General features: G+C 70.3%; 19 protein-coding genes. 9 read left to right on the forward strand and 10 right to left on the reverse strand.

The window, feature by feature from the left end; translation table 11 throughout:
* Position 1: 1 nt before the first annotated feature.
* The 3 genes from DWB05_RS03840 to DWB05_RS03850 all read right to left on the reverse strand — a co-directional run bounded on the left by DWB05_RS03840 (position 2) and on the right by DWB05_RS03850 (position 2,523).
* Positions 2 to 541, reverse strand: a complete 540-nt coding sequence (locus DWB05_RS03840) for a rod shape-determining protein MreD (RefSeq protein ID WP_114375185.1) — start codon at positions 539 to 541, stop codon at positions 2 to 4.
* Complete coding sequence (gene mreC, locus DWB05_RS03845; protein WP_114375187.1) at positions 534 to 1,400, reverse strand: rod shape-determining protein MreC; 867 nt, start codon at positions 1,398 to 1,400, stop codon at positions 534 to 536. The genes DWB05_RS03840 and mreC overlap by 8 nt, the downstream gene beginning before the upstream one ends.
* A 79-nt stretch (positions 1,401 to 1,479) precedes the next feature.
* Complete coding sequence (locus DWB05_RS03850; RefSeq protein WP_114375189.1) at positions 1,480 to 2,523, reverse strand: rod shape-determining protein; 1,044 nt, start codon at positions 2,521 to 2,523, stop codon at positions 1,480 to 1,482.
* 247 nt (positions 2,524 to 2,770) lie between these two features.
* Here DWB05_RS03850 and DWB05_RS03855 point away from each other — a divergent pair, with 247 nt between their 5' ends.
* Entirely contained in the window at positions 2,771 to 3,016 is a 246-nt protein-coding gene (locus tag DWB05_RS03855; protein ID WP_114375191.1) for a YMGG-like glycine zipper-containing protein, read from the forward strand.
* 38 nt (positions 3,017 to 3,054) lie between these two features.
* On the opposite strand, the gene DWB05_RS03860 is transcribed toward DWB05_RS03855, so the two are convergent.
* A complete protein-coding gene (locus DWB05_RS03860) occupies positions 3,055 to 4,659 on the reverse strand; it encodes a 2-isopropylmalate synthase (protein ID WP_114375193.1) in 1,605 nt (534 codons plus the stop codon).
* Positions 4,660 to 4,952: 293 nt separating this feature from the next.
* Here DWB05_RS03860 and DWB05_RS03865 point away from each other — a divergent pair, with 293 nt between their 5' ends.
* From DWB05_RS03865 to DWB05_RS03875, 3 genes are read left to right on the forward strand one after another with little or no spacing between them, the layout of a single operon-like run.
* A complete protein-coding gene (locus tag DWB05_RS03865; protein WP_114375195.1) occupies positions 4,953 to 5,921 on the forward strand; it encodes a hydroxyacid dehydrogenase in 969 nt (322 codons plus the stop codon).
* A 52-nt stretch (positions 5,922 to 5,973) separates the two neighbouring features.
* The gene (locus tag DWB05_RS03870) at positions 5,974 to 7,104 is read left to right on the forward strand and encodes a patatin-like phospholipase family protein (protein ID WP_114375197.1); all 1,131 of its coding nucleotides are present in this window, start codon (positions 5,974 to 5,976) and stop codon (positions 7,102 to 7,104) included.
* Positions 7,101 to 8,558 carry a GntP family permease gene (locus tag DWB05_RS03875; protein WP_114375199.1) on the forward strand — a complete coding sequence of 486 codons (1,458 nt, stop codon included), beginning with the start codon at positions 7,101 to 7,103 and terminating at the stop codon, positions 8,556 to 8,558. Before DWB05_RS03870 ends, DWB05_RS03875 begins: the two co-directional genes overlap by 4 nt.
* Positions 8,559 to 8,570: 12 nt before the next feature.
* Here DWB05_RS03875 and DWB05_RS03880 read toward each other — a convergent pair whose 3' ends face one another.
* On the reverse strand, positions 8,571 to 9,644 hold the full coding sequence (locus DWB05_RS03880; protein WP_198669039.1) for a glycosyltransferase family 4 protein: 1,074 nt from the start codon (positions 9,642 to 9,644) through the stop codon (positions 8,571 to 8,573).
* A 197-nt stretch (positions 9,645 to 9,841) separates the two neighbouring features.
* Between DWB05_RS03880 and speB the strand changes: the two genes are divergently transcribed.
* From speB to DWB05_RS03905, 5 genes are all read left to right on the forward strand, one after another.
* Entirely contained in the window at positions 9,842 to 10,864 is a 1,023-nt protein-coding gene (speB, locus tag DWB05_RS03885) for an agmatinase (RefSeq protein ID WP_114375205.1), read from the forward strand.
* 96 nt (positions 10,865 to 10,960) lie between these two features.
* Positions 10,961 to 11,821: a transporter substrate-binding domain-containing protein gene (locus DWB05_RS03890; RefSeq protein WP_114375207.1), complete on the forward strand. Its 861-nt coding sequence runs from the start codon at positions 10,961 to 10,963 to the stop codon at positions 11,819 to 11,821.
* Positions 11,822 to 11,866: 45 nt separating this feature from the next.
* Entirely contained in the window at positions 11,867 to 12,595 is a 729-nt protein-coding gene (locus DWB05_RS03895; RefSeq protein WP_198669040.1) for an ABC transporter permease, read from the forward strand.
* A complete protein-coding gene (locus DWB05_RS03900; RefSeq protein WP_269815553.1) occupies positions 12,592 to 13,314 on the forward strand; it encodes an ABC transporter permease in 723 nt (240 codons plus the stop codon). Before DWB05_RS03895 ends, DWB05_RS03900 begins: the two co-directional genes overlap by 4 nt.
* Positions 13,311 to 14,108: an ABC transporter ATP-binding protein gene (locus DWB05_RS03905; RefSeq protein WP_114375209.1), complete on the forward strand. Its 798-nt coding sequence runs from the start codon at positions 13,311 to 13,313 to the stop codon at positions 14,106 to 14,108. The genes DWB05_RS03900 and DWB05_RS03905 overlap by 4 nt, the downstream gene beginning before the upstream one ends.
* Positions 14,109 to 14,115: 7 nt before the next feature.
* Here the strand turns inward: DWB05_RS03905 and DWB05_RS03910 are convergent, their stop codons facing one another.
* The 5 genes from DWB05_RS03910 to recA form a co-directional block, all read right to left on the reverse strand.
* Complete coding sequence (locus tag DWB05_RS03910; RefSeq protein WP_114375211.1) at positions 14,116 to 15,084, reverse strand: Bug family tripartite tricarboxylate transporter substrate binding protein; 969 nt, start codon at positions 15,082 to 15,084, stop codon at positions 14,116 to 14,118.
* Between the two features lie 83 nt (positions 15,085 to 15,167).
* Entirely contained in the window at positions 15,168 to 15,503 is a 336-nt protein-coding gene (gene cutA / locus DWB05_RS03915; RefSeq protein ID WP_114375213.1) for a divalent-cation tolerance protein CutA, read from the reverse strand.
* 15 nt (positions 15,504 to 15,518) lie between these two features.
* Positions 15,519 to 18,188 (reverse strand): alanine--tRNA ligase, encoded by a 2,670-nt coding sequence (alaS, locus tag DWB05_RS03920; RefSeq protein WP_114375215.1) that lies wholly within the window; start codon positions 18,186 to 18,188, stop codon positions 15,519 to 15,521.
* A 66-nt stretch (positions 18,189 to 18,254) separates the two neighbouring features.
* Entirely contained in the window at positions 18,255 to 18,677 is a 423-nt protein-coding gene (locus tag DWB05_RS03925; protein WP_114375217.1) for a cytidine deaminase, read from the reverse strand.
* 31 nt (positions 18,678 to 18,708) lie between these two features.
* Complete coding sequence (recA, locus tag DWB05_RS03930; protein WP_114375220.1) at positions 18,709 to 19,743, reverse strand: recombinase RecA; 1,035 nt, start codon at positions 19,741 to 19,743, stop codon at positions 18,709 to 18,711.
* Positions 19,744 to 19,952 lie beyond the last annotated feature (209 nt).

The following is a 19,952-nucleotide window of genomic DNA, read 5'->3' on the forward strand; positions in this document are numbered from 1 at the left end:
CTCACACAGGCTCGAGCGACCGCTCGACGCGGACGAACAACCAGGAAAGCAGCGGGTAGACGGCGATCGTCACCCCGCATTCGAGCAAGGCCGGGCCGAGCGGCTGCAGGCTGAGCGCGAGCAGGACCCGCAGCGTCCAGTGCAAGGCGAGGATGGCGGTGGCGAACAGGGCGAAGCCGACCCAGACGAGAAGGAAGGACTGCCGCGCCAGGACACGCCGCTGCGTCAACACGGCACCGTGCAGCAGCAGCAGAGTGAGCGGGTTCACCCCGAGCGGGGCGGCGCTGAGCAGGTCGGCCATGACGCCGAGGCCGAACACCAGCCAGGGCGGCATCAGGCCCGGCCGATAGAGGGTCCAGAAGTAGACCGAGGCGAGGGTGGTGAGCGGCATGCCGCCGTGATGGGCGACCGAGCCGAGCGGCAGGCCGGTGGCGAGCAGGAGCAGGACGGCGACGGCGCCCGGAGCCGAATCGCGGGCGAGCCGATCGAGCCGTGCCCAGAACCCGCGGGGGCGCGGCGGGCGGGCGACCGGGCTAGCCACCGCGGCCCCGCGGCCGCGGCGGCCGCACCACCTGGTCGGGCGGAAGGATGCCGCCGAGACCGAAATCGTGCAGACGGACGAAGGCAAGGCGGTCGAGATCGGCGAAGGGTTCGACCTCGAGCCCGGTGCGGCCCTCGCGCACGATGCCCACCGGCAACCCCGCCGGCATGGCGCCCGCTTCGGAGGACGTGACGATGCGGTCGCCGGGCTGCGGCTGCTCCGGCCCCGTCCAATGCTGGATTCGCGGTCGCGGCCCGTTGGTGCCGGCGAGAATGGCGCGCGTGCCCGTGCGTTCGACCTGGACCGGGATGCGCGAGTTGATGTCGGTCATCAGCAACAGGCGCGCCGAACGGTCGCCGACCTCGCTGATCCGCCCGACCAAGCCGGCGGCATCGACCGCGACCTGACCCTTGCGCACGCTGTGGTTGGGTTCGAGGGCGAGCAGAGCGGAGCGGGCATAGGCCCCGCCGACATCGGCGACCACGCGCGCGGTGGTGAAGATCGGCGTGGGGTCGGCCGGCGCGTTCAGCACGCGCCTGAGCGCCAGGTTCTCTGCCTCCAACGCCAACGCACGGTCGTACCAGCGCCGCAGCCGCTCGTTCTCCTCGCGCAGCCTGGCGTTTTCGGACCGCAGCAGGATCAGCCCCCGCACCTCCGCGATCGCCTCCCGCAGGGTGCCGATCGGGCGCGCCAGCGCGGCGTAGAGCGGCACCACGAGGTCCGCGAGCTGCGTGCGCGCGCGTTCGATCAACACCGTGTCCGCCTTGCCGATCAGCATCAGCCCGAAGGAGGCGGCGATCAGCACCGGCAGCATGAGCCGGGCCAGCGCCTGCCGCAACGGCACGCTGAGCCGGATCATGCCGCCGCCCGCATCGCGCTCCGCTCCCTCTGCCGCCTCGCCTCAGCGCCGCCGCAACCGTGCCGCCGGCCTCGCGCGATCAGTACATCGTGGAGAGCACGTTGCGCAGCTTCTTCATCTCCTCGAGCGCCCGCCCCGTACCGAGGGCGACACAGGAGAGCGGATCCTCGGCGACCAGCACGGGCAGGCCCGTCGCCATGCGGATCACGTGGTCGAGGCGATGCAGGAGCGCGCCCCCGCCCGTCAGCACGATGCCCTTGTCGACGATGTCGGCGGCGAGTTCGGGCGGCGTGTTCTCGAGCGCCACCTTCACTGCCTCGACGATGGCGGAGACCGGTTCAGCCAGGCTCTCGCTGATCTGACGCTGCGAGACGATGACTTCGCGCGGCACGCCGTTCATCAGGTCGCGCCCCTTCACCTCCTTCACCGGCCCGTCCTCCATGTCGTCGGGGGGGCAGGCGGCGCCGATCTCGATCTTGATCCGCTCGGCCGAGGCCTCGCCGATCAGCAGATTATGGTTGCGGCGGATGTAGGAGATGATCGCCTCGTCCATCTTGTCGCCGCCGACGCGGACGGAGCGCGAGTAGACGATGCCGCCGAGGGAGATGACGGCGACCTCGGTGGTGCCGCCGCCGATGTCGACCACCATCGAGCCCGAGGGTTCGGTGACCGGAAGCCCCGCCCCGATCGCCGCCGCCATGGGCTCCTCGATCAGGTAGACCTTGCGGGCCCCGGCCGATTCCGCGCTCTCCTGGATGGCGCGCCGTTCCACCGCGGTCGAGCCCGAGGGCACGCAGACGATGATCATCGGCGAGGCGAAGCTGCGCCGGTTGTGCACCTTGCGGATGAAGTGCTTGATCATCTCCTCGGCGACTTCGAAGTCGGCGATCACGCCGTCGCGCAAGGGACGGATGGCCTGGATGTTGCCCGGCGTGCGGCCGAGCATCTGCTTCGCTTCCTCGCCCACCGCCAGCACCTGTTTCTTGCCGCGCACATCGGCGATGGCGACGACGGAGGGCTCATCGAGCACGATCCCCCGTCCCTTGACGTAGACCAGGGTGTTGGCCGTGCCGAGATCGATGGCCATGTCGGCCGACAGGATCCCGAGCAGTCGCGACATCATGGGTGATCGACCTTTCCGCGGGGCCGGCGGGCACCGTTCATCGGCGCGTCACGCGCGCGGCCGGGTCGGGGGTTTACGGCGCAAGCCCCGCCTGCTCAACCGGGTTTGCATCGGAGCGCGCCCGCCTGAAGCGCAGCCTCGGGGCGCGATCACGCTGCGGTGAAGCCAGAATGATGCCTTGGCATCGCCGTGATTCTCGGATTCGATCGGGTTTCAAGTCACGATTCGCGCGAAAGGAGACGGCACCATGCGCACATCGACACTGCTCCTCGTGGCCCCCTTGGCGCTCGCTCTCGGCGGGTGCGGCAGCTCGACCACCGATCGCGCCCTGTCGGGGGCGGCGCTCGGCGGCGCGGCCGGCGCGGGTGTGGCGGCGGCGACGGGCGGCAGCGTCCTCGGCGGCGCGGTGGTCGGCGGCGCCGTCGGGGCTGCGGCTGGCGCCCTCACCTCCGAGAAGGACGTGAACCTCGGCCGCCCGGTCTGGCGGCGCTGACCCTCGAGCGAGGGGCGGCTTGGCCGCCCCTCCCCCCTTCACACCACCACGACGCGCGCGGCCGCGTCCGTCACCTCTGGCTCGGGCGCGGTGCGCAGCCGCTTCACCATCAGCTTGTTCAGCGCATGGATGTAGGCCCGCGCAGAGGCCACCAGCGTGTCGGTGTCCGCCCCCTGGCCGTCGACGAGCTTGCCCTTCTCCTCCAGCCGCACCGTCACCTTCGCCTGGGCGTCGGTGCCTTCCGTCACCGCGTGCACCTGAAAGAGCTTCAATTCGGCTTCGTGCGGAAACAGGGCGCGGATCGCCTTGAAGGTCGCATCCACCGGCCCGTCACCGGTCGCTTCCGCCCGCTTCGTCTCGCCGTCGATGTCGAGCTCCAGCACCGCGCGCTGCGGCCCCTTCGACCCCGCCCACACCTCGAGCGAGACGAAGCGGATGTGATCGTGCGCGCGCACCACCTCGTCGTCGACGAGGGCGATGATGTCCTCGTCGAACACCACCTTCTTCGCATCCGCGAGCTTCTTGAAGCGCTGGAAGGCGTCGTTCAGCGCGTTCTCGCCGATGTCGCCGTAGCCCAATTGCCTGAGCTTGTCGCGGAAGGCGGCGCGGCCCGAGTGCTTGCCCAGCACGAGGCTCGATTTCGCCCAGCCCACGCTTTCGGGCGTCATGATCTCGTAGGTGCCGGCGTGCTTCAGCATGCCGTCCTGGTGGATCCCCGATTCGTGGGCGAAGGCGTTGCGGCCGACGATCGCCTTGTTCGGCTGCACGTCGAAGCCGGTGATGGTTGAGAGGAGCTTGGAGGTGCGCACGATGTTGCGCGTCACCACGCCGGTATCGACGCCGAACACCTGCGGGCGCGTCTTCAGCGCCATCACGATCTCCTCCAGCGCCGCGTTGCCCGCGCGTTCGCCGATGCCGTTGATGGTGCATTCGACCTGACGCACGCCCGCGCGGATCGCAGCCAGCGTGTTGGCGACCGCAAGCCCGAGATCGTTATGACAATGGGCGGAGAAGATGACGCGATCGGCCCCCGGCACGCGCTCGCGCAGCATGGTGAAGATAGCGCCGAATTCCTCCGGCACGGCGTAGCCCACCGTGTCGGGGATGTTGATCGTCGTGGCGCCGGCCTTGATCGCCGCCTCCACGCAGCGGCAGAGGAAATCGGGCTCGGTGCGGCTGCCGTCCTCGGCCGACCATTCGACGTCGTCGGCGTGGTTGCGAGCGAGCGTGACGCTCTCCGTCACCCGCTCCAGCACCTGGTGGGGCTCGAGCTGCAGCTTGTACTTCATGTGCAGCGGCGAGGTGCTGATAAAGGTGTGGATGCGCTTGCGCTTGGCGGGCTTCAGCGCCTCGGCGGCGGCGAGGATGTCGTTCCTCGCGGCGCGGGCCAGCGAGCAGACGACCGCGCCCTGGATCTTCTCCGCGATCGCGCGCACGGCCTCGAAGTCGCCCGGCGAGGCGATGGCGAATCCGGCCTCGATCACGTCGACGCCGAGGTCCTCCAGCGCCTCCGCCATGCGCAGCTTCTCCTCGAGGTTCATCGAGAAGCCGGGGGATTGTTCGCCGTCGCGCAGCGTGGTGTCGAACACGATGACGCGATCGGGCGCGATGGTACCGAAAGACGGGTGGTTGATGCTGGACATGGTTCGATTCCGTTCCGTTCCGCGGTTGCGACTGTCTTGCCGAGGCCCCCTGAGCGGTAGGGCGGGCGAAACCTCGCCCGGCCCGGTCACGCCCAGGGGCGGCTAAGTCGCAGCGGAAGCGCGCCGAGGCCCGCGCCGGGGCGGCGCGACAGCGAGGGGGCCTGGGCACGGCGACAGGACATGGCCCTGAACCGATAGCGAAATCGCCTGCCGTCGTCCAGGACGTCGTCTTGCCGCGCGCGTCGACAGGCGGAACCATCACCCGACCCCGACTCCGCGGAGGAAACGCCCCGATGACCCTGATCGTGCTCGAACGGCCGTTGCATCCGGCCGGACGGTCCGTTCTCGACGCCGCCCCCGGCGTGACGGTCGCGGTCGCCACCGACCCGGCCGATTTCGCCGCCCGTGCACGCGAGGCGGAGGCGATCCTGCTCTGGCTGACCCGGGTCGATCGCGCCTTTCTCGACGCCTGCCCGAAGCTGAAGGTGGTCGCCCGCTACGGGGTCGGCTTCGACACGGTGGACATCGCCGCCTGCACCGAGCGCGGGCTGCCTGTCGCGGTGACCAACGGCGCCAACGATCTCGGTGTGGCCGAACACACGATGGCGCTCCTGCTCGGCGTCGCCCGCCGGCTCACCGAGTACGACGCCATGGTGCGGCGCGGGGAGTGGCGCTCGGTCGACGGCCCCGTCATCGGTGAGCTCGCCGGCCGCACCGTGCTCGTCATCGGCTACGGCCGGATCGGCACCCGTGTCGCTCGGCTTTGTTCGGCCTTCGGCATGCGGGTGATGGTGCACGACCCGGCCTTCCCGACCCCCCGAATCGCCGCCGACGGCCACATCCCCGTCCCGGACTGGCGGGCGGCGCTGGCCGAGGCCGACGTCGTCACGCTGCACTGCCCGCTGAACGACACCACGCGCCACCTGATCGACGCCGACGCGCTTGCCCGCATGAAGCCCGGGGTGTGGCTGATCAACACCGCGCGCGGCCCGATCATCGACGAGGCGGCACTCGTCGCAGCCCTGCGCTCCGGCAAGGTCGCCGCCGCCGGGCTCGATGTGCTGAGCGTCGAGCCCGCCCTGCCCGACAACCCGCTGCTTGCCATGAACAATGTCATCCTGACGCCGCACTCGGCCGCCTCGGCGCAGGAGACGCTGGCCAAGATGGCGGTGCGCGCCGCGCACAACATCCTCGATGCCCTGGCGGGGCGGATCGATCCCGGGTTCGTGGTCAATGCCGAGGTCCTTCGGCGCGGGCGGTAACTCGGTTTTGTTGTTGCGTTGCAGCATGCGGCGAGGCTAGAGCGCGGGCGCCATGGCCCGCCAACCCCGCCGCGCCCGTCCCCTTTCGTCCGAGCGCAAGCTGATCGATCTCGGCCTGCAGGGCGGAGGCGCACACGGCGCCTTCACCTGGGGCGTGCTTGACAGGCTGCTTGCCGACGACGGCATCGAGATCGACGGCATCAGCGGCACCTCGGCCGGCGCGATGAACGCCGTGGTGCTGGCGGATGGGCTGGCACGCGGCGGGCGCGAGGGCGCGCGCGAGCGCCTCGCCCTGTTCTGGAAGCGCGTGAGCGACGCCGCCCGCTTCTCCCCCGTCCAACGCACGCCGCTCGATCAGCTGCTCGGCCGTTGGACCCTCGACTTCTCGCCGGGCTTCCTAGCCCTCGACCTGATGACCCGGCTCGTGTCGCCCTACGAGTTCAATCCGTTCGACTTCAATCCCCTGCGCGAGATCGTCGCCGAGGTGGTGGATTTCGACCGCGTGCATGCGTGCGAGGCGGTGCAGATCTTCGTCACCGCCACGCACGTGCCGACGGGACGGCCGCGCACCTTCGCGGGGCCTGAGATCACGCTCGATGCGGTGATGGCCTCGGCCTGCCTTCCCTTCCTCTTCCACGCCGTCGAGATCGACGGCGAGCCCTATTGGGATGGCGGCTTCATGGGCAACCCGGTGCTCCATCCTCTGGTGGAGCGCACCGATGCGCGCGACCTCGTCGTCGTGCAGATCAACCCCCTCGTGCGCCCCGGCACGCCGAAGACCGCACGCGACATCCTCAATCGCGTCAACGAGATCAGCTTCAACTCGGCGCTGCTGAACGGCATCCGCACCATCCTGCTCTTGAAGGAACTGGCCGGCGAAGCAGGGTTCGCCGATGAGCGTCTCTCCCACCTGATGCTCCACCGCATCCATGCCGAGGAGGAGATGGCGGAGCTCGGCGTGTCGTCGAAGATGAACGCCGAGTGGGCTTTCCTCCAGCACCTGCACGATGTCGGCTGGCGTGCCGCCGACCGCTTCCTCGCCGATCACCGCGACGATCTCGGCGTGCGCTCGACCTATCCGCTCGAGCACGTGCTGTGGGGTGTCGATCGCGTCATGCGCGCCGCCGCCGAGGCCGCCTGCAGCGGGGAAGAGGAGACGGACGTCCGGACGGACGCGTCATGATCGGCATCCTCGGGGTCGCGCTCGCGCTCGGGCTTCTGATCGTCCTCGCCTTCCGTGGCGTCACCGTCCTGCTGCTCGCGCCGGCCATGGCGGTGCTCGCTGCCGCCTTCGATGGCGGCATGCCGCTGCTTGCCACCTACACGCAGATCTTCATGCGCGCGGCGGCCAACTTCATCGCGCAATTCTTCCCGCTGTTCCTGCTCGGGGCCGTGTTCGGCAAGCTGATGGAGGACACCGGCAGCGCCGAGGCCCTGGCGCGGGGGATGGTGGCGAAACTGGGCGCGGAGCGCTCCATCCTCGCCGTGGTGCTGGCTTGTGCGGTGCTCACCTATGGCGGCGTGTCGCTCTTCGTCGTCGCCTTCGCCGTCTACCCCGTGGCCGCCGCCCTGTTCCGCCAGGCCGACATCCCGAAGCGGCTCATTCCCGCCACCATCGCGCTCGGCTCCTTCACCTTCACCATGTCGGCGCTCCCCGGCACGCCGGCCATTCCGAACGCGATCCCGATGCCGTTCTTCGGCACCACCGCCTTCGCCGCACCGGGCCTCGGCATCATCGCGGCGCTGGTGATGCTCGGCTTCGGCCTCGCCTGGCTGACCTGGCGCGAGCGCAGCCTGAAGGCGAAGGGCGAAGGCTATGGCGCGGCCGACGGCGAGCGGGTGAAGCCGGACAAGCGCCTGCGCGAAGCCGCGCAGGATGAGGGATTCGACCTGATGGAGATCGGCGACCATCCGGCCCCTCCCGGCACGCCCTTCCCGCCCGTCTGGCTCGCCGCCCTGCCGGTGGTGCTGGTGGTCGCGGTCAACCTGATCGTCACCGCCTTCGTCATTCCGCGCCTCGATACCGCCTATCTCGCCGAAGCGCGGTTCGGTGCCACCGACATTTCCGCCGTGCGCGGCATCTGGGCGATCATCACCGGGCTTCTGGTGGCGATCGTCGTCATGGTCGTCGCCAATCGTTCGCGCCTCGCTTCGCTCGCCCGCACGCTGGACGACGGCGCCAACGCTTCCGCCCTGCCGATCTTCAACACCGCCTCGCTGGTCGGCTTCGGTGCGGTGGTCGCCTCACTCGGCGCCTTCGCCGCCATCCGCGACCTCGTGCTCGGCGTCGGCGGCGGCAGCGTGCTGATCAGCCTCGCCTTCGCCGCCTCGGTGCTCGCCGGCATGACAGGCTCCGCCTCGGGCGGCATGACCATCGCCCTGCAATCGCTGGGCGCGACCTATCTCGAGATGGGCCGTGCGGCCGGCATCGCGCCCGACCTGTTGCATCGCGTGACGGTGGTGGCGACGGGTGTGCTCGACACCCTGCCACACAACGGCGCCGTCATCACCCTGCTCGCCATCTGTCGCCTGAAGCACGGCGAGGCTTACGGCGACATCGCGATGACGGGGATGGTCGGCCCTCTGCTGTCGCTCGCGGTGCTGATCGGCCTCGGCAGCCTGTTCGGGTCGTTCTGAAGCCGGGTCGGCTCACCAGTGGCCGATCTCGCCCGCGAACAGACGCCGGTAGCGTTCGATCATCACCCGTTCGTCGAACTCCGCTTCCGCCTTGGCGCGGTTGGCCGTGCTGATGCGCCGCCGCAGCGCGTCGTCGTCGAGCACGCGCAGGATCGCCTCGGCCAGGGCGGCCTCGTCCTTCGGCACGATCAGGGCCGCGTTCTCCGCCGCCACCATGGCGCGCACATCGCCGACATCGGTCGAGACCACCGGCAGCCCCGAGGCCATGCCCTCGAGAACGCACATCGGCATTTGTTCGGTGTCGGAGGAGAGGGCGACGAGGTCGAACCGGGCGTAGAACGGTGCAGGGTGGGCCTGGCGACCGTGGAAGGTCACCGCCTCGGCGATGCCGAGCTCCCCTGCCAGCCGTTCGAGTTCGGCCCGCTCCGGCCCGTCGCCGACGATCTCGAGCCGCACCGGGCGCCTCGCCCGCGCGATCGCCACCGCGCGCAGCAGCCGCCCCAGGTTCTTCTCCGCCCGCAGCACCGCCACCGTGCCGATCACCGGCTCCGCCGGCAAGGGCGAGGGAGCGCGAGGAGTGAAGCGCGCGAGATCGATGCCGTTCGGCAGATAGAGCACGCGCTCTCCTGGCAAGCGCCAAACCTTCCGCGCGAGTCGTTCCAGGGTGCGCGACGGCAGCACGACGGTGGCGCGACGCAGCACGACACGGCGCGTCCACACCCGCCTGGGCAGTTGCCGCGCTCGCTCCTCGGGCCCGAAACCGTCCTCGATGTGCACATGGCGGGCGACCGGCAGCAGGTTCGCCATCGCCCACTCGATCGAGCCCCAGTTGTGGGTGACGAGAAGATCAGGCTGCAACGCACGCAGAAGCGCGCGAAAGCGACGGACGTTGCCGATCACGTCGCCCTTCGCCACCGAAACCTCGGGGAAGGTGACGGCGAGGTCGCGCGGCAGACGCTCCGCACACTCCCGCACCCCGTCCATGGCGATGACGGCATGCCGCCAAGCAGACCCGAACGCGGCGGCGAGACGCACGAAGCGCACTTGCGCGCCGCCGACCGCGAAGGTCGGAAACACCGACAACATCAAGGGCGCCTGATCGCTTTGCATGGGACCGCCAATTTCCTCGCGGGCACACAAGCCGACGGGACCACCGTTGTCCAGGCGCGGCGGGACGCGCCCGATGTCCTGGCCGCCTCCCGCCTTGTCGGGGGCCCGCGCCACCGTCAGGATCCGCTGCCGCGCCTGATCCGAACGACCATCGGAAGGATCCGCCTCAGCCCATGACCGACACGCCCCCCGCCGCAACACCCAAGGCCGAGACGCGCGCGGAACAGATCGCCCGCGTGCACTACACCGAGGATGGGCGTCGGCGCTGGCCGTTCGAGGGGGTCGCCACCCTGCTCGATGCTCCGCTCGACGAGGCGGCAGCGAAGGATCCCGCCTCCTCCTCGCTCGACATCGCCCTGCTCGGTGTGCCGTTCGATCTCGGCGTCACCAATCGCGCCGGCGCCCGGCTTGGGCCGCGCGCGGTGCGCGCGATCGAGCGGATCGGTCCGCACGAGCCGGTGCTCGATCTCGTTCCCCTCGCGCTTGCGCGCGTCGCCGACATCGGCGACATTCCCCTCCCGTCGCGCTATTCGCTCGAGCGCTGTCACGAGGCGATCGAGGCCTTCATCGGCCGTCTCGCCAGAGCCGGCATCCGCCCGCTCGTCGTCGGCGGCGACCATTCCATCACCGGGCCGATCCTGAAGGCGCTCGGCCGTGGACGCCCCTTGGGGCTGATCCAGATCGACGCCCATGCCGATACCGCGGGGCCCTACGAGGGCACGGGCGGCCACCACGGCGCGCCCTTCCGCGAAGCCGCACTCGCCGGCGTGCTCGATCCGAAGCGCACGATCCAGATCGGCATCCGCGGCGGCGTCACCTGGCTATGGGAATACTCGCGCGAGTCGGGCATGACCATCGTGCCGATGCATGAGGTCGAGACGCTCGGCATCGCCGGCGTGATCGCGCGAGCCCGCGCCGTGATCGGCGATGGTCCCTGCTACCTCTCCTTCGACATCGACGCCCTCGACCCGGCCTTCGCTCCCGGCACCGGCACGCCGGAGGTCGGGGGGTTCACCACGCGCGAGGCGATCGCGCTCCTGCGGGGCCTGGCGGGGCTCGACATCGTGGCGGGCGATGTGGTCGAGGTCGCACCGCAATACGACCCGACCACCGTCACCGCGCAGGCCGCGGCGCAGATTTTGTTCCAGATCCTCTGCCTGATGGTGCGGGCGCCCTCGTTTCGCCCCCGCACCTGAGGCGCGCTTGCGCGGCTGAAGCGACTCGCTAGGCTGGAAGGGTCAGGGAGAAGACGGCCGGCCTGCGGCGCGAACGGTTCGTCAGGGAGATCGGGTATGCTGTTTCGTCGTTCGTTCGTGCGCCTGGCCGCGGCGGGAGCGGCCGTCGTCGCGTCCGGCAGCCAACCTGCCCGGGCGCAGCAGCGCACCATCCGCATCGCCACCGAAGGCGCCTACGCGCCGTGGAACTTCACCGGGCCCGGCGGGCAGCTCCTCGGCTTCGAGATCGACCTCGCCAACGACCTTTGCCGGCGGATGAACGCGCGCTGCACCATCGTCGCGCAGGACTGGGACGGCATCATCCCCGGCCTCACCGCCGGCCGCTATGACGCCATCATGGCCGGGATGAACATCACCGACCGCCGGCTCGAGGTGATCAACTTCTCCCGCGTCTATGCCGCCGGGCCGCACGCCTTCGGCACCATGCCAAATTCGCCGCTGCGCAACCTGCCCGGGGCGGGCCGCACGCTGAGCTTCGCGACCGAGGAGGCCGAGATCCGCGCCCTCCTGGATCAGATCCGGCCCTTGTTGCGCGGCCGCACCATCGGCGTGCAGACGGCGACGACGAACTCCGCCTTCCTTGCCCAGTTCTTCGCCAACGCCGGGGCCACCATCCGCGAATACCGCACCACCGAGGAGCACGACCTCGACCTCGCCGCCGGGCGTCTCGATGCCATCTTCGCCGCCGTCACCGCGATGACGGCGACCGCCGAGAAGCCCGAGTTCCGCGGCCTCGCACCGTCCGGCCCTCTGCTCTCGGGCGGCATTCTCGGCCGCGGCGTGGCGGTGGGGCTGCGCAAGGCGGACACCGACCTCAAGGCCGCCTTCGATGCCGCGATCGAGGCCGCCCTTGCCGACGGAACGATCCGGCGGCTTTCCGAACGCTGGTTCAAGACCGACATCTCGCCGCGGTCCTGAGGCCAGCCCGCCCGGGGCAGGCCGCGCCGTGCCCGCCCGCGCGCGATGCCGCAGTGGCTGATCGACTACTGGGCGCTGATGGGCTTCGGCCCCACGGGCTGGGGCCTCTCCATGCTGCGCGCCGCCGGCATGACCATCGCCGTCTCTTCGGCCGGCTTCGCCTTGGGCAGCGTGCTCGGCGCGCTCGCCGCCTGGGGCAGGCTTTCCGGCAGCCGCATCGCGGCGGTGATCTCCGCCACCTACACGACGGTGATCCGCGGCATTCCGGAGCTCCTGGTCATCTATCTCGTCTTCTTCGGCGGTGCCGTGGTGCTGGGTTGGATCTGGCGAACGTTCTGGGACGGCGAAGGCTTCGTCTCGCTGCCGGCCTTCGTCGCCGGCTTCATCGCCGTCGGCATCTGCAACGGCGCCTATCAGGCGGAGGTGTTCCGCGGCGCCTTCCGCACCGTCGCGCGCGGCGAGATCGAGGCGGCGGCCGCCTTCGGCATGCCGCGCGCCCTCGCCTTCCGCCGCATCGTCGCCCCCCAGGTGCTCCGCTTCGCCCTGCCGGGCTTGGGCAACTGCTGGCAGCTCTGCCTGAAGGAGTCCGCGCTGATCTCCGTCACCGGGCTGGTCGAGCTCTTGCGCCAGTCCTTCATCGGTGGGCGATCGACGCGCGACTTCTTCTCCTTCCTGCTCACCGGGGCCGCCCTCTACCTCGTCATCACCACCGTCTCCTCGGCCCTGTTCGCCGCCGCCGAGCGCCGCGCGCTGCGAGGCCTCAAGCGCGCATGATCGACGCCGCCTTCCTGCTCGAGTGCTTCCGCACGATCCTGCCCGGTGTGCCGACCACGCTCGGCCTGATGGCGCTCTCGGTCTCGGTCGGTTTCGTATTCGCGGTGCTGCTCGCTCTCGCCCGGCTCTCCGCCATCCCCCCGCTCGATCTGGTCGCGCGCGCCTATGTCTTCGTCTTCCGCGGCACGCCGCTCGCCATCCAAATGTTCCTCATCTATTTCGGCCTCGCGCAGTTCCCGTGGATTCGCGCCTCGATCCTCTGGCCCTACCTGCGCGAGCCCTTCTGGTGCGCCTTCCTCGCACTGATGCTGAACACGGCAGCCTACGGCAGCGAGATCGTGCGCGGTGGTCTCCTCTCCGTCCCGCACGGGCAGGTCGAGGCGGCACGGGCGGCCGGCATGTCGGGCCTGTTACTGTTCCGTCGCATTGTCGGCCCGATCGCGCTGCGCAACGCCCTTCCGGCCTACGGCAACGAGATCATCCTCATGGTGAAGGCGACCTCGCTCGCCTCCATGGTCACTCTGGTCGAGGTCACGGGGCTTGCCGCGCGCATCATCTCGACGACGTATCGGGTGTTCGAGGCCTTCGCGGTGGCCGCCGTGATCTATCTCGCCATCAACTTCACCCTCGCCGGCCTCGTCTGGGTGGTCGAACGGCGCCTGTCGCCCGACCACCGTCCGGAGCTCGACGCCGCGCCGGACATGAGGCTCGTGCATTGAGCCCGCCCGTCCCCGCCGTGGAGCTGCGCCGCCTCGTCAAGCGCTTCGGCGCGCTCGAGGTGCTGAAAGGGGTGTCGCTCGCCGCCCAGGAGGGCGAGGTGATCGCGATCCTCGGCGCCTCGGGGTCGGGCAAGTCCACCTTGCTTCGCTGCATCAATGGGCTCGAGGTGCCGGACGAGGGCGAGGTCCTGGTCGGCGGCGAAGCCATCCGCTTCAAGACCACGCGGCGCGGGCGTGCGCCGGCCGACCGACGCCAGCTCGACCGGATCCGGGCTTCGCTCGGCTTCGTCTTCCAGAGTTTCAACCTCTGGAGCCACCTGACCGTGCTGGAGAACGTGATCGAAGCCCCCGTGCACGTGCAGGGAAGGAAGCGGGCGGACGCGATCGCCGAGGCCGAGGCGCTGCTCGCCAAGGTCGGCATCGCGGAGAAGCGCAACCACTACCCCGCGCATCTCTCGGGCGGACAGCAGCAGCGCGCGGCGATCGCCCGCGCGCTCGCCATGCGCCCGCGCGTGCTGCTGTTCGACGAACCGACCTCCGCCCTCGACCCCGAACTCGTTGGCGAAGTGCTGCGCGTCATCCGTGCGCTCGCCGAGGAAGGGCGGACGATGCTGCTGGTGACGCATGAGATGGGCTTCGCGCGCGAGGTGGCGGACCGCATCGTGTTCCTGCACCAGGGACGCGTGGAGTGCGAGGGGCCTCCAGCCCCTCTCTTCGCCGATCCGCCAACGGAACGGTTCCGCGCCTTCGTCGCCCGCTTCCGCGAGGAGGAGCGGCTGCGCGGCGTGCTCTGAGCTTCGGTTACTCGAGCCGAGTGCCCGAGATCGCCACCGCCTCGCGCCACATCGGGGTCTCGGCGTCGGCCCGACGCCGCGCCTCCTCCGGCGTGGTCCAGGTCAGGAACGCGCCGATCTCGAGGAAGCGCTTGCGCAAAGCCTCGTCGCGGCTCGCCTCGCGCAGGGCCTCGGCGAAGCGCGCGACGATCGCCTCCGGCGTGCCCTGCGGAAAGAAGAACGTCTGCCAGGAGGTGACGACGAAGCCCGAAACGCCGGCTTCGGCCATGGTCGGGATGTCGGGGAAGCCCGGCACGCGCTCGGCCGAGGTGACGGCAAGCCCCCTCACCTGGCCGGCCTTGAGCACCGAAGCGTAGCTCGTGAGGTTGTCGAGCGCGAAGTCGAGCTGACCCGACAGCATGGCCGGAATGGTCTGCGCGGCCCCGCGGAACGGCACGTGGGTGGCTTCGATGCCGACCCGCTTGGCGAACAGGGCGCCCGACAGGTGCGGCGTGGTGCCGACACCGGGCGAGCCGTAGGTGATGCCACCCGGCTTCCGTTTCGCCCAGGCGATGAACTCGGCAAGCGTGCGCGAGGGGTTGTGCTCGGCCGGGATCACCGCGCAGTTCGGCAGTTCCCAGGCGACACCGACCAGCACGAGGCTCGCCGGGTCGTAGGGCAGCCGTGCGTAGAGGAAGGGGTTGATGGCGAGGTGCCCCACCGCGGCGATGCCAATGACGTGGCCGTCGGGAGGGGATTTCGCCACCGCATCGACCCCGATGTTGCCGCCCGCGCCGGGACGGTTCTCGACCACGATGGTCTGGTTGAGGATCGGTGCGATCCGTTCCGCATAAAGCCGCACCAGCACGTCGGTCGATCCGCCTGGCGGCCACGGCACGATGATCCGCAACGGGCGGGCCGGCCAGGCTTGCGCACGCGGCCGGGCGAACGGCACGGCGGCGGCAGCGGCGGCGGTGAGCAGCGTGCGGCGCTTCATGGACGGTCTCCCCACGATCATTCGTTTCCCCGATGAGACCACAGCACGCACGCGACCGCCAAGCGACGGCGGGGAGGGATCCGTCAGGCGACGGGGTCGGCTGTCTCCACCTTCACCCAGGCCAGGAACTCGGCATCACCGCCCACCGCCGGCAGGGCGAGGATGGCGGGCAAGGTGTAGGACGACAGGGCGCGCACGCGCGCAGCCAGGGCGGCAAGGCGGGCGCGGGTCGTCTTGGCAAGGAAGGCGCTCTCCGCGCTCTCCTCCAGCCTACCCTGCCAGCGGTAGATCGCGGTGTGCGGGGCCAGCACATTCACGCAAGCCGCAAGCCGCTCCTCGACCAGCGTGCGGCCGATGCGTTTGGCTTCGTCGGCCGTCGCCGCCGTGACGTAGACGAGCAGGACCTCGTCCTCGCCCATCGCGCGCGCCTCTCCTCAGCCGGCGAGAGCCGGTGCCGCCGCGAGGGCCGCGCGCACGGCATCCAGCGCCGCCTCCGCCTTGTCGCCCTCCGGCCCGCCGGCCTGCGCCATGTCGGGACGACCGCCACCGCCTTTGCCGCCGACGGCGGCGGCTGCCGCGCGCACGAGGTCGACGGCGGAGAAGCGCGCCGTCAAATCAGGCGACACCGCAACCACGATCGACGCCTTGCCGTCCATCGGCGAGACGAGCGCGACCACCCCCGAGCCCAGGCCCTTGCGCATCTCCTCGGCCAGGCCCTTCAGATCCTTCGCCGCCACCTCGACGACACGGCCGAGGAACGACACGTCGCCGATCCGTTCCGGCCCCGCCGCCGCACCCGCCGCTCCCGTCGCGAGCTTGCGGCGCAGCTCGGCGATCTCGCGCTCGAGCCGGCGCTTCTCCTCGATCAGCGCCTCCACGCGTGCCGGCGCCTCGGGCGGGGGGGCGCGCAGGGCGGCGGCGATGGAGAACAGCGCGCGTTCCGTTTCGGCGACATGCGCGAGTGCCGCTTCGCCCGCCACCGCCTCGATGCGACGCACGCCGGCCGACACCGCGCCCTCGGAGACGATCTTGAACAGCCCGATGTCGCCGGTGGCGCGCACATGCGTCCCGCCGCAGAGCTCGACCGAATAGAGCCCGCCGCGCGCCGTCGCCTCCGGATCGGAGCCCATGGAGACGACACGCACCTCCTCGCCGTACTTCTCGCCGAACAGCGCGATCGCGCCTTGCTTCACCGCCTCGTCCGGCGCCATCAGCCGGGTGACGACGGGCGCGTTCTCGCGCACCCGCGCGTTCACCTCCGCCTCCACCCAGGCGAGCTCCTCGGGCGTGATCGGCTTGGGGTGGCTGATGTCGAAGCGCAAGCGGTCGGGCGCGACGAGCGAGCCCTTCTGCGCCACGTGAAGCCCCAGGCGGCGTCGCAGCGCCTCGTGCAACAAGTGCGTGGCGGAATGGTGGGCGCGGATCGCCGCCCGCCGCGCATGGTCGATCTCCGCCACCACCGCCTGGCCGACGCGGGCGATGCCTTGCCTCACGCGGCCGACATGCACGAACAGGTCGCCGAGTTTCTTCTGCGTATCGGTGATGTCGATGATCAGACCGTCCTGCGCGCGGATCGTTCCGCTATCGCCGACCTGGCCGCCGGATTCGCCGTAGAACGGCGTCTGGTTGAGGATGATCGCGACCTCGTCGCCGCCGCGGGCCTCGTTCACCGGCTGACCGTTGACCACGATGGCGCGAATCTCGGCTTCCGCCGTCTCCGCCGTGTAGCCGAGGAATTCGGTGGCGCCGAGCTTCTCCTTCAGGTCGAACCACACCGCTTCGGTCGCCGCCTCGCCGGAGCCGGCCCAGGCCGCGCGGGCCCGCGCGCGCTGCTCCGCCATCGCCCGTTCGAAGCCCTCGACATCCACACCGCGCCCTTCCGCCTTCAACGCGTCCTGCGTGAGGTCGAGCGGGAAGCCGTAGGTGTCGTAGAGGCGGAAGGCGACCTCGCCGGGCAACGGCACGCCGCGCGGCAGTTTCGCCGCCTCTTCGACGAGCAGGTGCAGGCCACGCTCCAGCATCGCCCGGAAGCGCGTCTCCTCCGTGCGCAGCGTCTCGGTGATCAGCGCCTCGGCGCGGCCGAGTTCCGGATAGGCCACCCCCATCTGGCGGATCAGGGTGGGAACGAGGCGCCACATCAGCGGCTCGCGCACGCCCATCAGATGCGCGTGCCGCATCGCGCGCCGCATGATCCGGCGCAGCACGTAGCCGCGCCCCTCGTTCGAGGGCAGCACGCCGTCGGCAATCAGGAAGCAGGAGGCGCGCAGATGGTCCGCCACCACACGATGGCTGATGCGGTGCGGCCCGTCCGGGTCGGTGCCCGAGGCCTCGGCGGAGGCGAGGATGAGGGCGCGGAGCGTGTCGGTGTCGTAATTGTCGTGCTTGCCTTGCAGGATCGCCGCCGTCCGCTCGAGCCCCATGCCGGTGTCGATCGAGGGCCTGGGCAAGGGCACGCGCCGCCCGTCGGGCAGCTGCTCGTACTGCATGAAGACGAGGTTCCAAATCTCGATGAACCGATCGCCGTCGGCGTCCGCGCTGCCCGGAGGCCCGCCCGGGATTTCGGGCCCATGGTCGTAGAAGATCTCGGAACAGGGGCCGCAGGGGCCACTGTCGCCCATCGCCCAGAAGTTGTCGGAGGTGGCGATGCGGATGATGCGCTCCTCCGGCAGCCCCGCGATCTTGCGCCAGGCTGCCGCCGCCTCGTCGTCGTCGTGGTAGACGGTGACGAGGAGCCGCTCCTTCGGCAGGCCGAACTCGCGGGTGACGAGAGTCCAGGCGAGCTCGATCGCCACGTCCTTGAAGTAGTCGCCGAAGCTGAAATTGCCCAGCATCTCGAAGAAGGTGTGGTGCCGGGCCGTGTAGCCGACGTTGTCGAGGTCGTTGTGCTTGCCGCCCGCGCGCACGCATTTTTGCGCCGTCACCGCCCGCTTGTACGGGCGGTGCTCGAGCCCAGTGAAGACGTTCTTGAACTGCACCATCCCCGCATTGGTGAACATCAGGGTGGGGTCGTTGCGGGGCACGAGCGGCGAGCTCTCCACCACCGTGTGGTCGTGGCGGCGGAAGAAGTCGAGGAAGGCGGCGCGGATGTCGTTCGAGGAGGGCATGCGGGCTAGATAGCCCCGCATCTTTTCGCCCGAAAGGCCCCGCCCCCCGGGCGTTGCCTGGCCGCGTCAGCGGCGATACGGCGCCGGAAGCAGCGATCCGATCGGCACCCGTCCGCGCCCGGGCAGGATCACTTGGCAGCCCGGCGCGTGGTCGAAGAGGAGCTCGCGGCAGAGCCCGCAGGGGGAGACGACGGCGATCGGCCCCTGCTCGTCGGGCCTCGGGTGGCGGACGGCGACCACCGCCTCGATGGTGCTTTCGCCGGCCATGATCGCCGCTCCCAGCGCGACCGCCTCGGCGCAGACCGCCGCCCGGCCCACCGTGGCGTCGAGATTGACCGCGGCGTAGATGCGCCCCGTGGCCCCGCGCACCGCCGCCCCCACGGTGTGTCGCCCGTAGCGGTAGCGGCTTCGCACGGCTTCGACCGCCGCCTCGACCAGCGCGCGGTCTGCTGCCGAGAGGAGATGCGCGAGCGCGCCTTCGGCCGCCAAGGCCGCGGCACCCGAGCGGAACCCGGCCGGTTCAGTCGGCGGCGTCTGCCTCCTCGCCGCCCGCGCTCATCAGCGCACCGGCCACCTGCCCGGCCTGGGCCCGAATCCGCTCCTCGATCTTGGCCGCCACCTCGGGGTGTTCGCGCAAGAAAGCCTTGGCGTTCTCCCGCCCCTGGCCGATGCGCTGACTGTCGAAACTGAACCACGCCCCCGACTTCTCGACCACACCGGCCTTGACGCCGAGATCGATCAGCTCGCCGACCTTGGAGATGCCCTCGCCGTAGGTGATGTCGAACTCGACCTGGCGGAACGGTGGGGCGAGCTTGTTCTTCACCACCTTCACCCGCGTCTGGTTGCCGACCACCTCGTCGCGGTCCTTGATCGCGCCGATGCGGCGGATCTCGAGCCGGATCGAGGCATAGAACTTCAGCGCGTTGCCGCCCGTGGTCGTCTCCGGGTTGCCGAACATGACGCCGATCTTCAGGCGGATTTGGTTGAGGAAGATCAGGATCGTGCGCGAGCGCGACACCGAGCCCGTGAGCTTGCGCAGGGCCTGGCTCATCAGCCGCGCGTGCAGGCCGACATGGGAGTCGCCCATCTCGCCCTCGAGTTCGGCGCGGGGAACGAGGGCCGCCACACTGTCGACCACCAGCACGTCGATCGCGCCCGAACGCACGAGCGTATCCGCGATCTCCAGCGCCTGCTCGCCCGAGTCGGGCTGGCTGATGATCAGGTTGTCGACATCGACCCCGAGCTTGCGGGCATAGACCGGATCGAGCGCGTGTTCGGCGTCGATGAAGGCGCAGGTGCCGCCGCGCTTCTGCGCTTCCGCGATGCAATGGAGGGCAAGCGTGGTTTTGCCCGAGCTCTCTGGCCCGTAGATCTCGATGATGCGCCCGCGCGGCAGCCCGCCGATGCCGAGCGCGAGATCGAGCCCCAAGGAGCCCGTCGGGATGGTCTCGATCGCCTCGGCCGCGTCGCGCGCGCCCATGCGCATGACCGAGCCCTTGCCGAAGGCCCGCTCGATCTGGGCCAGCGCCTGATCCAGCGCCCTGTTCTTGTCCATGCCGGCCTCTGTTGCCTCTGATCTCGGGGTCGCAACCCCCGGTCGCGGAATCGCCCGCCTCGTGCGCCATCTCATAGCATGAGCGGGGGCCCGCGTCGCCTTGCCTGCGCCGCGGGCCGCCTCCGCGGTGGCCTTGGCCGGGCGCGAGCCATCAGCGGTGATCACAGGTGCGTGAGGGGCGCGGCAAGTTTGTGCTGCGCTGCGGCGAT

The sequence above is a fragment of the Elioraea thermophila (ex Habib et al. 2022) genome (assembly GCF_003336755.1).
Taxonomy (GTDB): domain Bacteria; phylum Pseudomonadota; class Alphaproteobacteria; order Acetobacterales; family Acetobacteraceae; genus Elioraea; species Elioraea thermophila.

Coding starts and splice junctions, on each gene's coding strand:
- DWB05_RS03870 (WP_114375197.1), top strand. CDS start 5,974: ATGGCCCGCCAACCCCGCCGCGCCCGTCCCCTTTCGTCCGAGCGCAAG.
- DWB05_RS03890 (WP_114375207.1), top strand. CDS start 10,961: ATGCTGTTTCGTCGTTCGTTCGTGCGCCTGGCCGCGGCGGGAGCGGCC.
- recA (WP_114375220.1), bottom strand. CDS start 19,743: ATGGACAAGAACAGGGCGCTGGATCAGGCGCTGGCCCAGATCGAGCGG.
- DWB05_RS03880 (WP_198669039.1), bottom strand. CDS start 9,644: ATGTTGTCGGTGTTTCCGACCTTCGCGGTCGGCGGCGCGCAAGTGCGC.
- DWB05_RS03865 (WP_114375195.1), top strand. CDS start 4,953: ATGACCCTGATCGTGCTCGAACGGCCGTTGCATCCGGCCGGACGGTCC.
- DWB05_RS03860 (WP_114375193.1), bottom strand. CDS start 4,659: ATGTCCAGCATCAACCACCCGTCTTTCGGTACCATCGCGCCCGATCGC.
- alaS (WP_114375215.1), bottom strand. CDS start 18,188: ATGCCCTCCTCGAACGACATCCGCGCCGCCTTCCTCGACTTCTTCCGC.
- DWB05_RS03850 (WP_114375189.1), bottom strand. CDS start 2,523: ATGATGTCGCGACTGCTCGGGATCCTGTCGGCCGACATGGCCATCGAT.
- DWB05_RS03910 (WP_114375211.1), bottom strand. CDS start 15,084: ATGAAGCGCCGCACGCTGCTCACCGCCGCCGCTGCCGCCGCCGTGCCG.
- DWB05_RS03875 (WP_114375199.1), top strand. CDS start 7,101: ATGATCGGCATCCTCGGGGTCGCGCTCGCGCTCGGGCTTCTGATCGTC.
- cutA (WP_114375213.1), bottom strand. CDS start 15,503: ATGGGCGAGGACGAGGTCCTGCTCGTCTACGTCACGGCGGCGACGGCC.
- mreC (WP_114375187.1), bottom strand. CDS start 1,400: ATGATCCGGCTCAGCGTGCCGTTGCGGCAGGCGCTGGCCCGGCTCATG.
- DWB05_RS03855 (WP_114375191.1), top strand. CDS start 2,771: ATGCGCACATCGACACTGCTCCTCGTGGCCCCCTTGGCGCTCGCTCTC.
- speB (WP_114375205.1), top strand. CDS start 9,842: ATGACCGACACGCCCCCCGCCGCAACACCCAAGGCCGAGACGCGCGCG.
- DWB05_RS03900 (WP_269815553.1), top strand. CDS start 12,592: ATGATCGACGCCGCCTTCCTGCTCGAGTGCTTCCGCACGATCCTGCCC.
- DWB05_RS03895 (WP_198669040.1), top strand. CDS start 11,867: ATGCCGCAGTGGCTGATCGACTACTGGGCGCTGATGGGCTTCGGCCCC.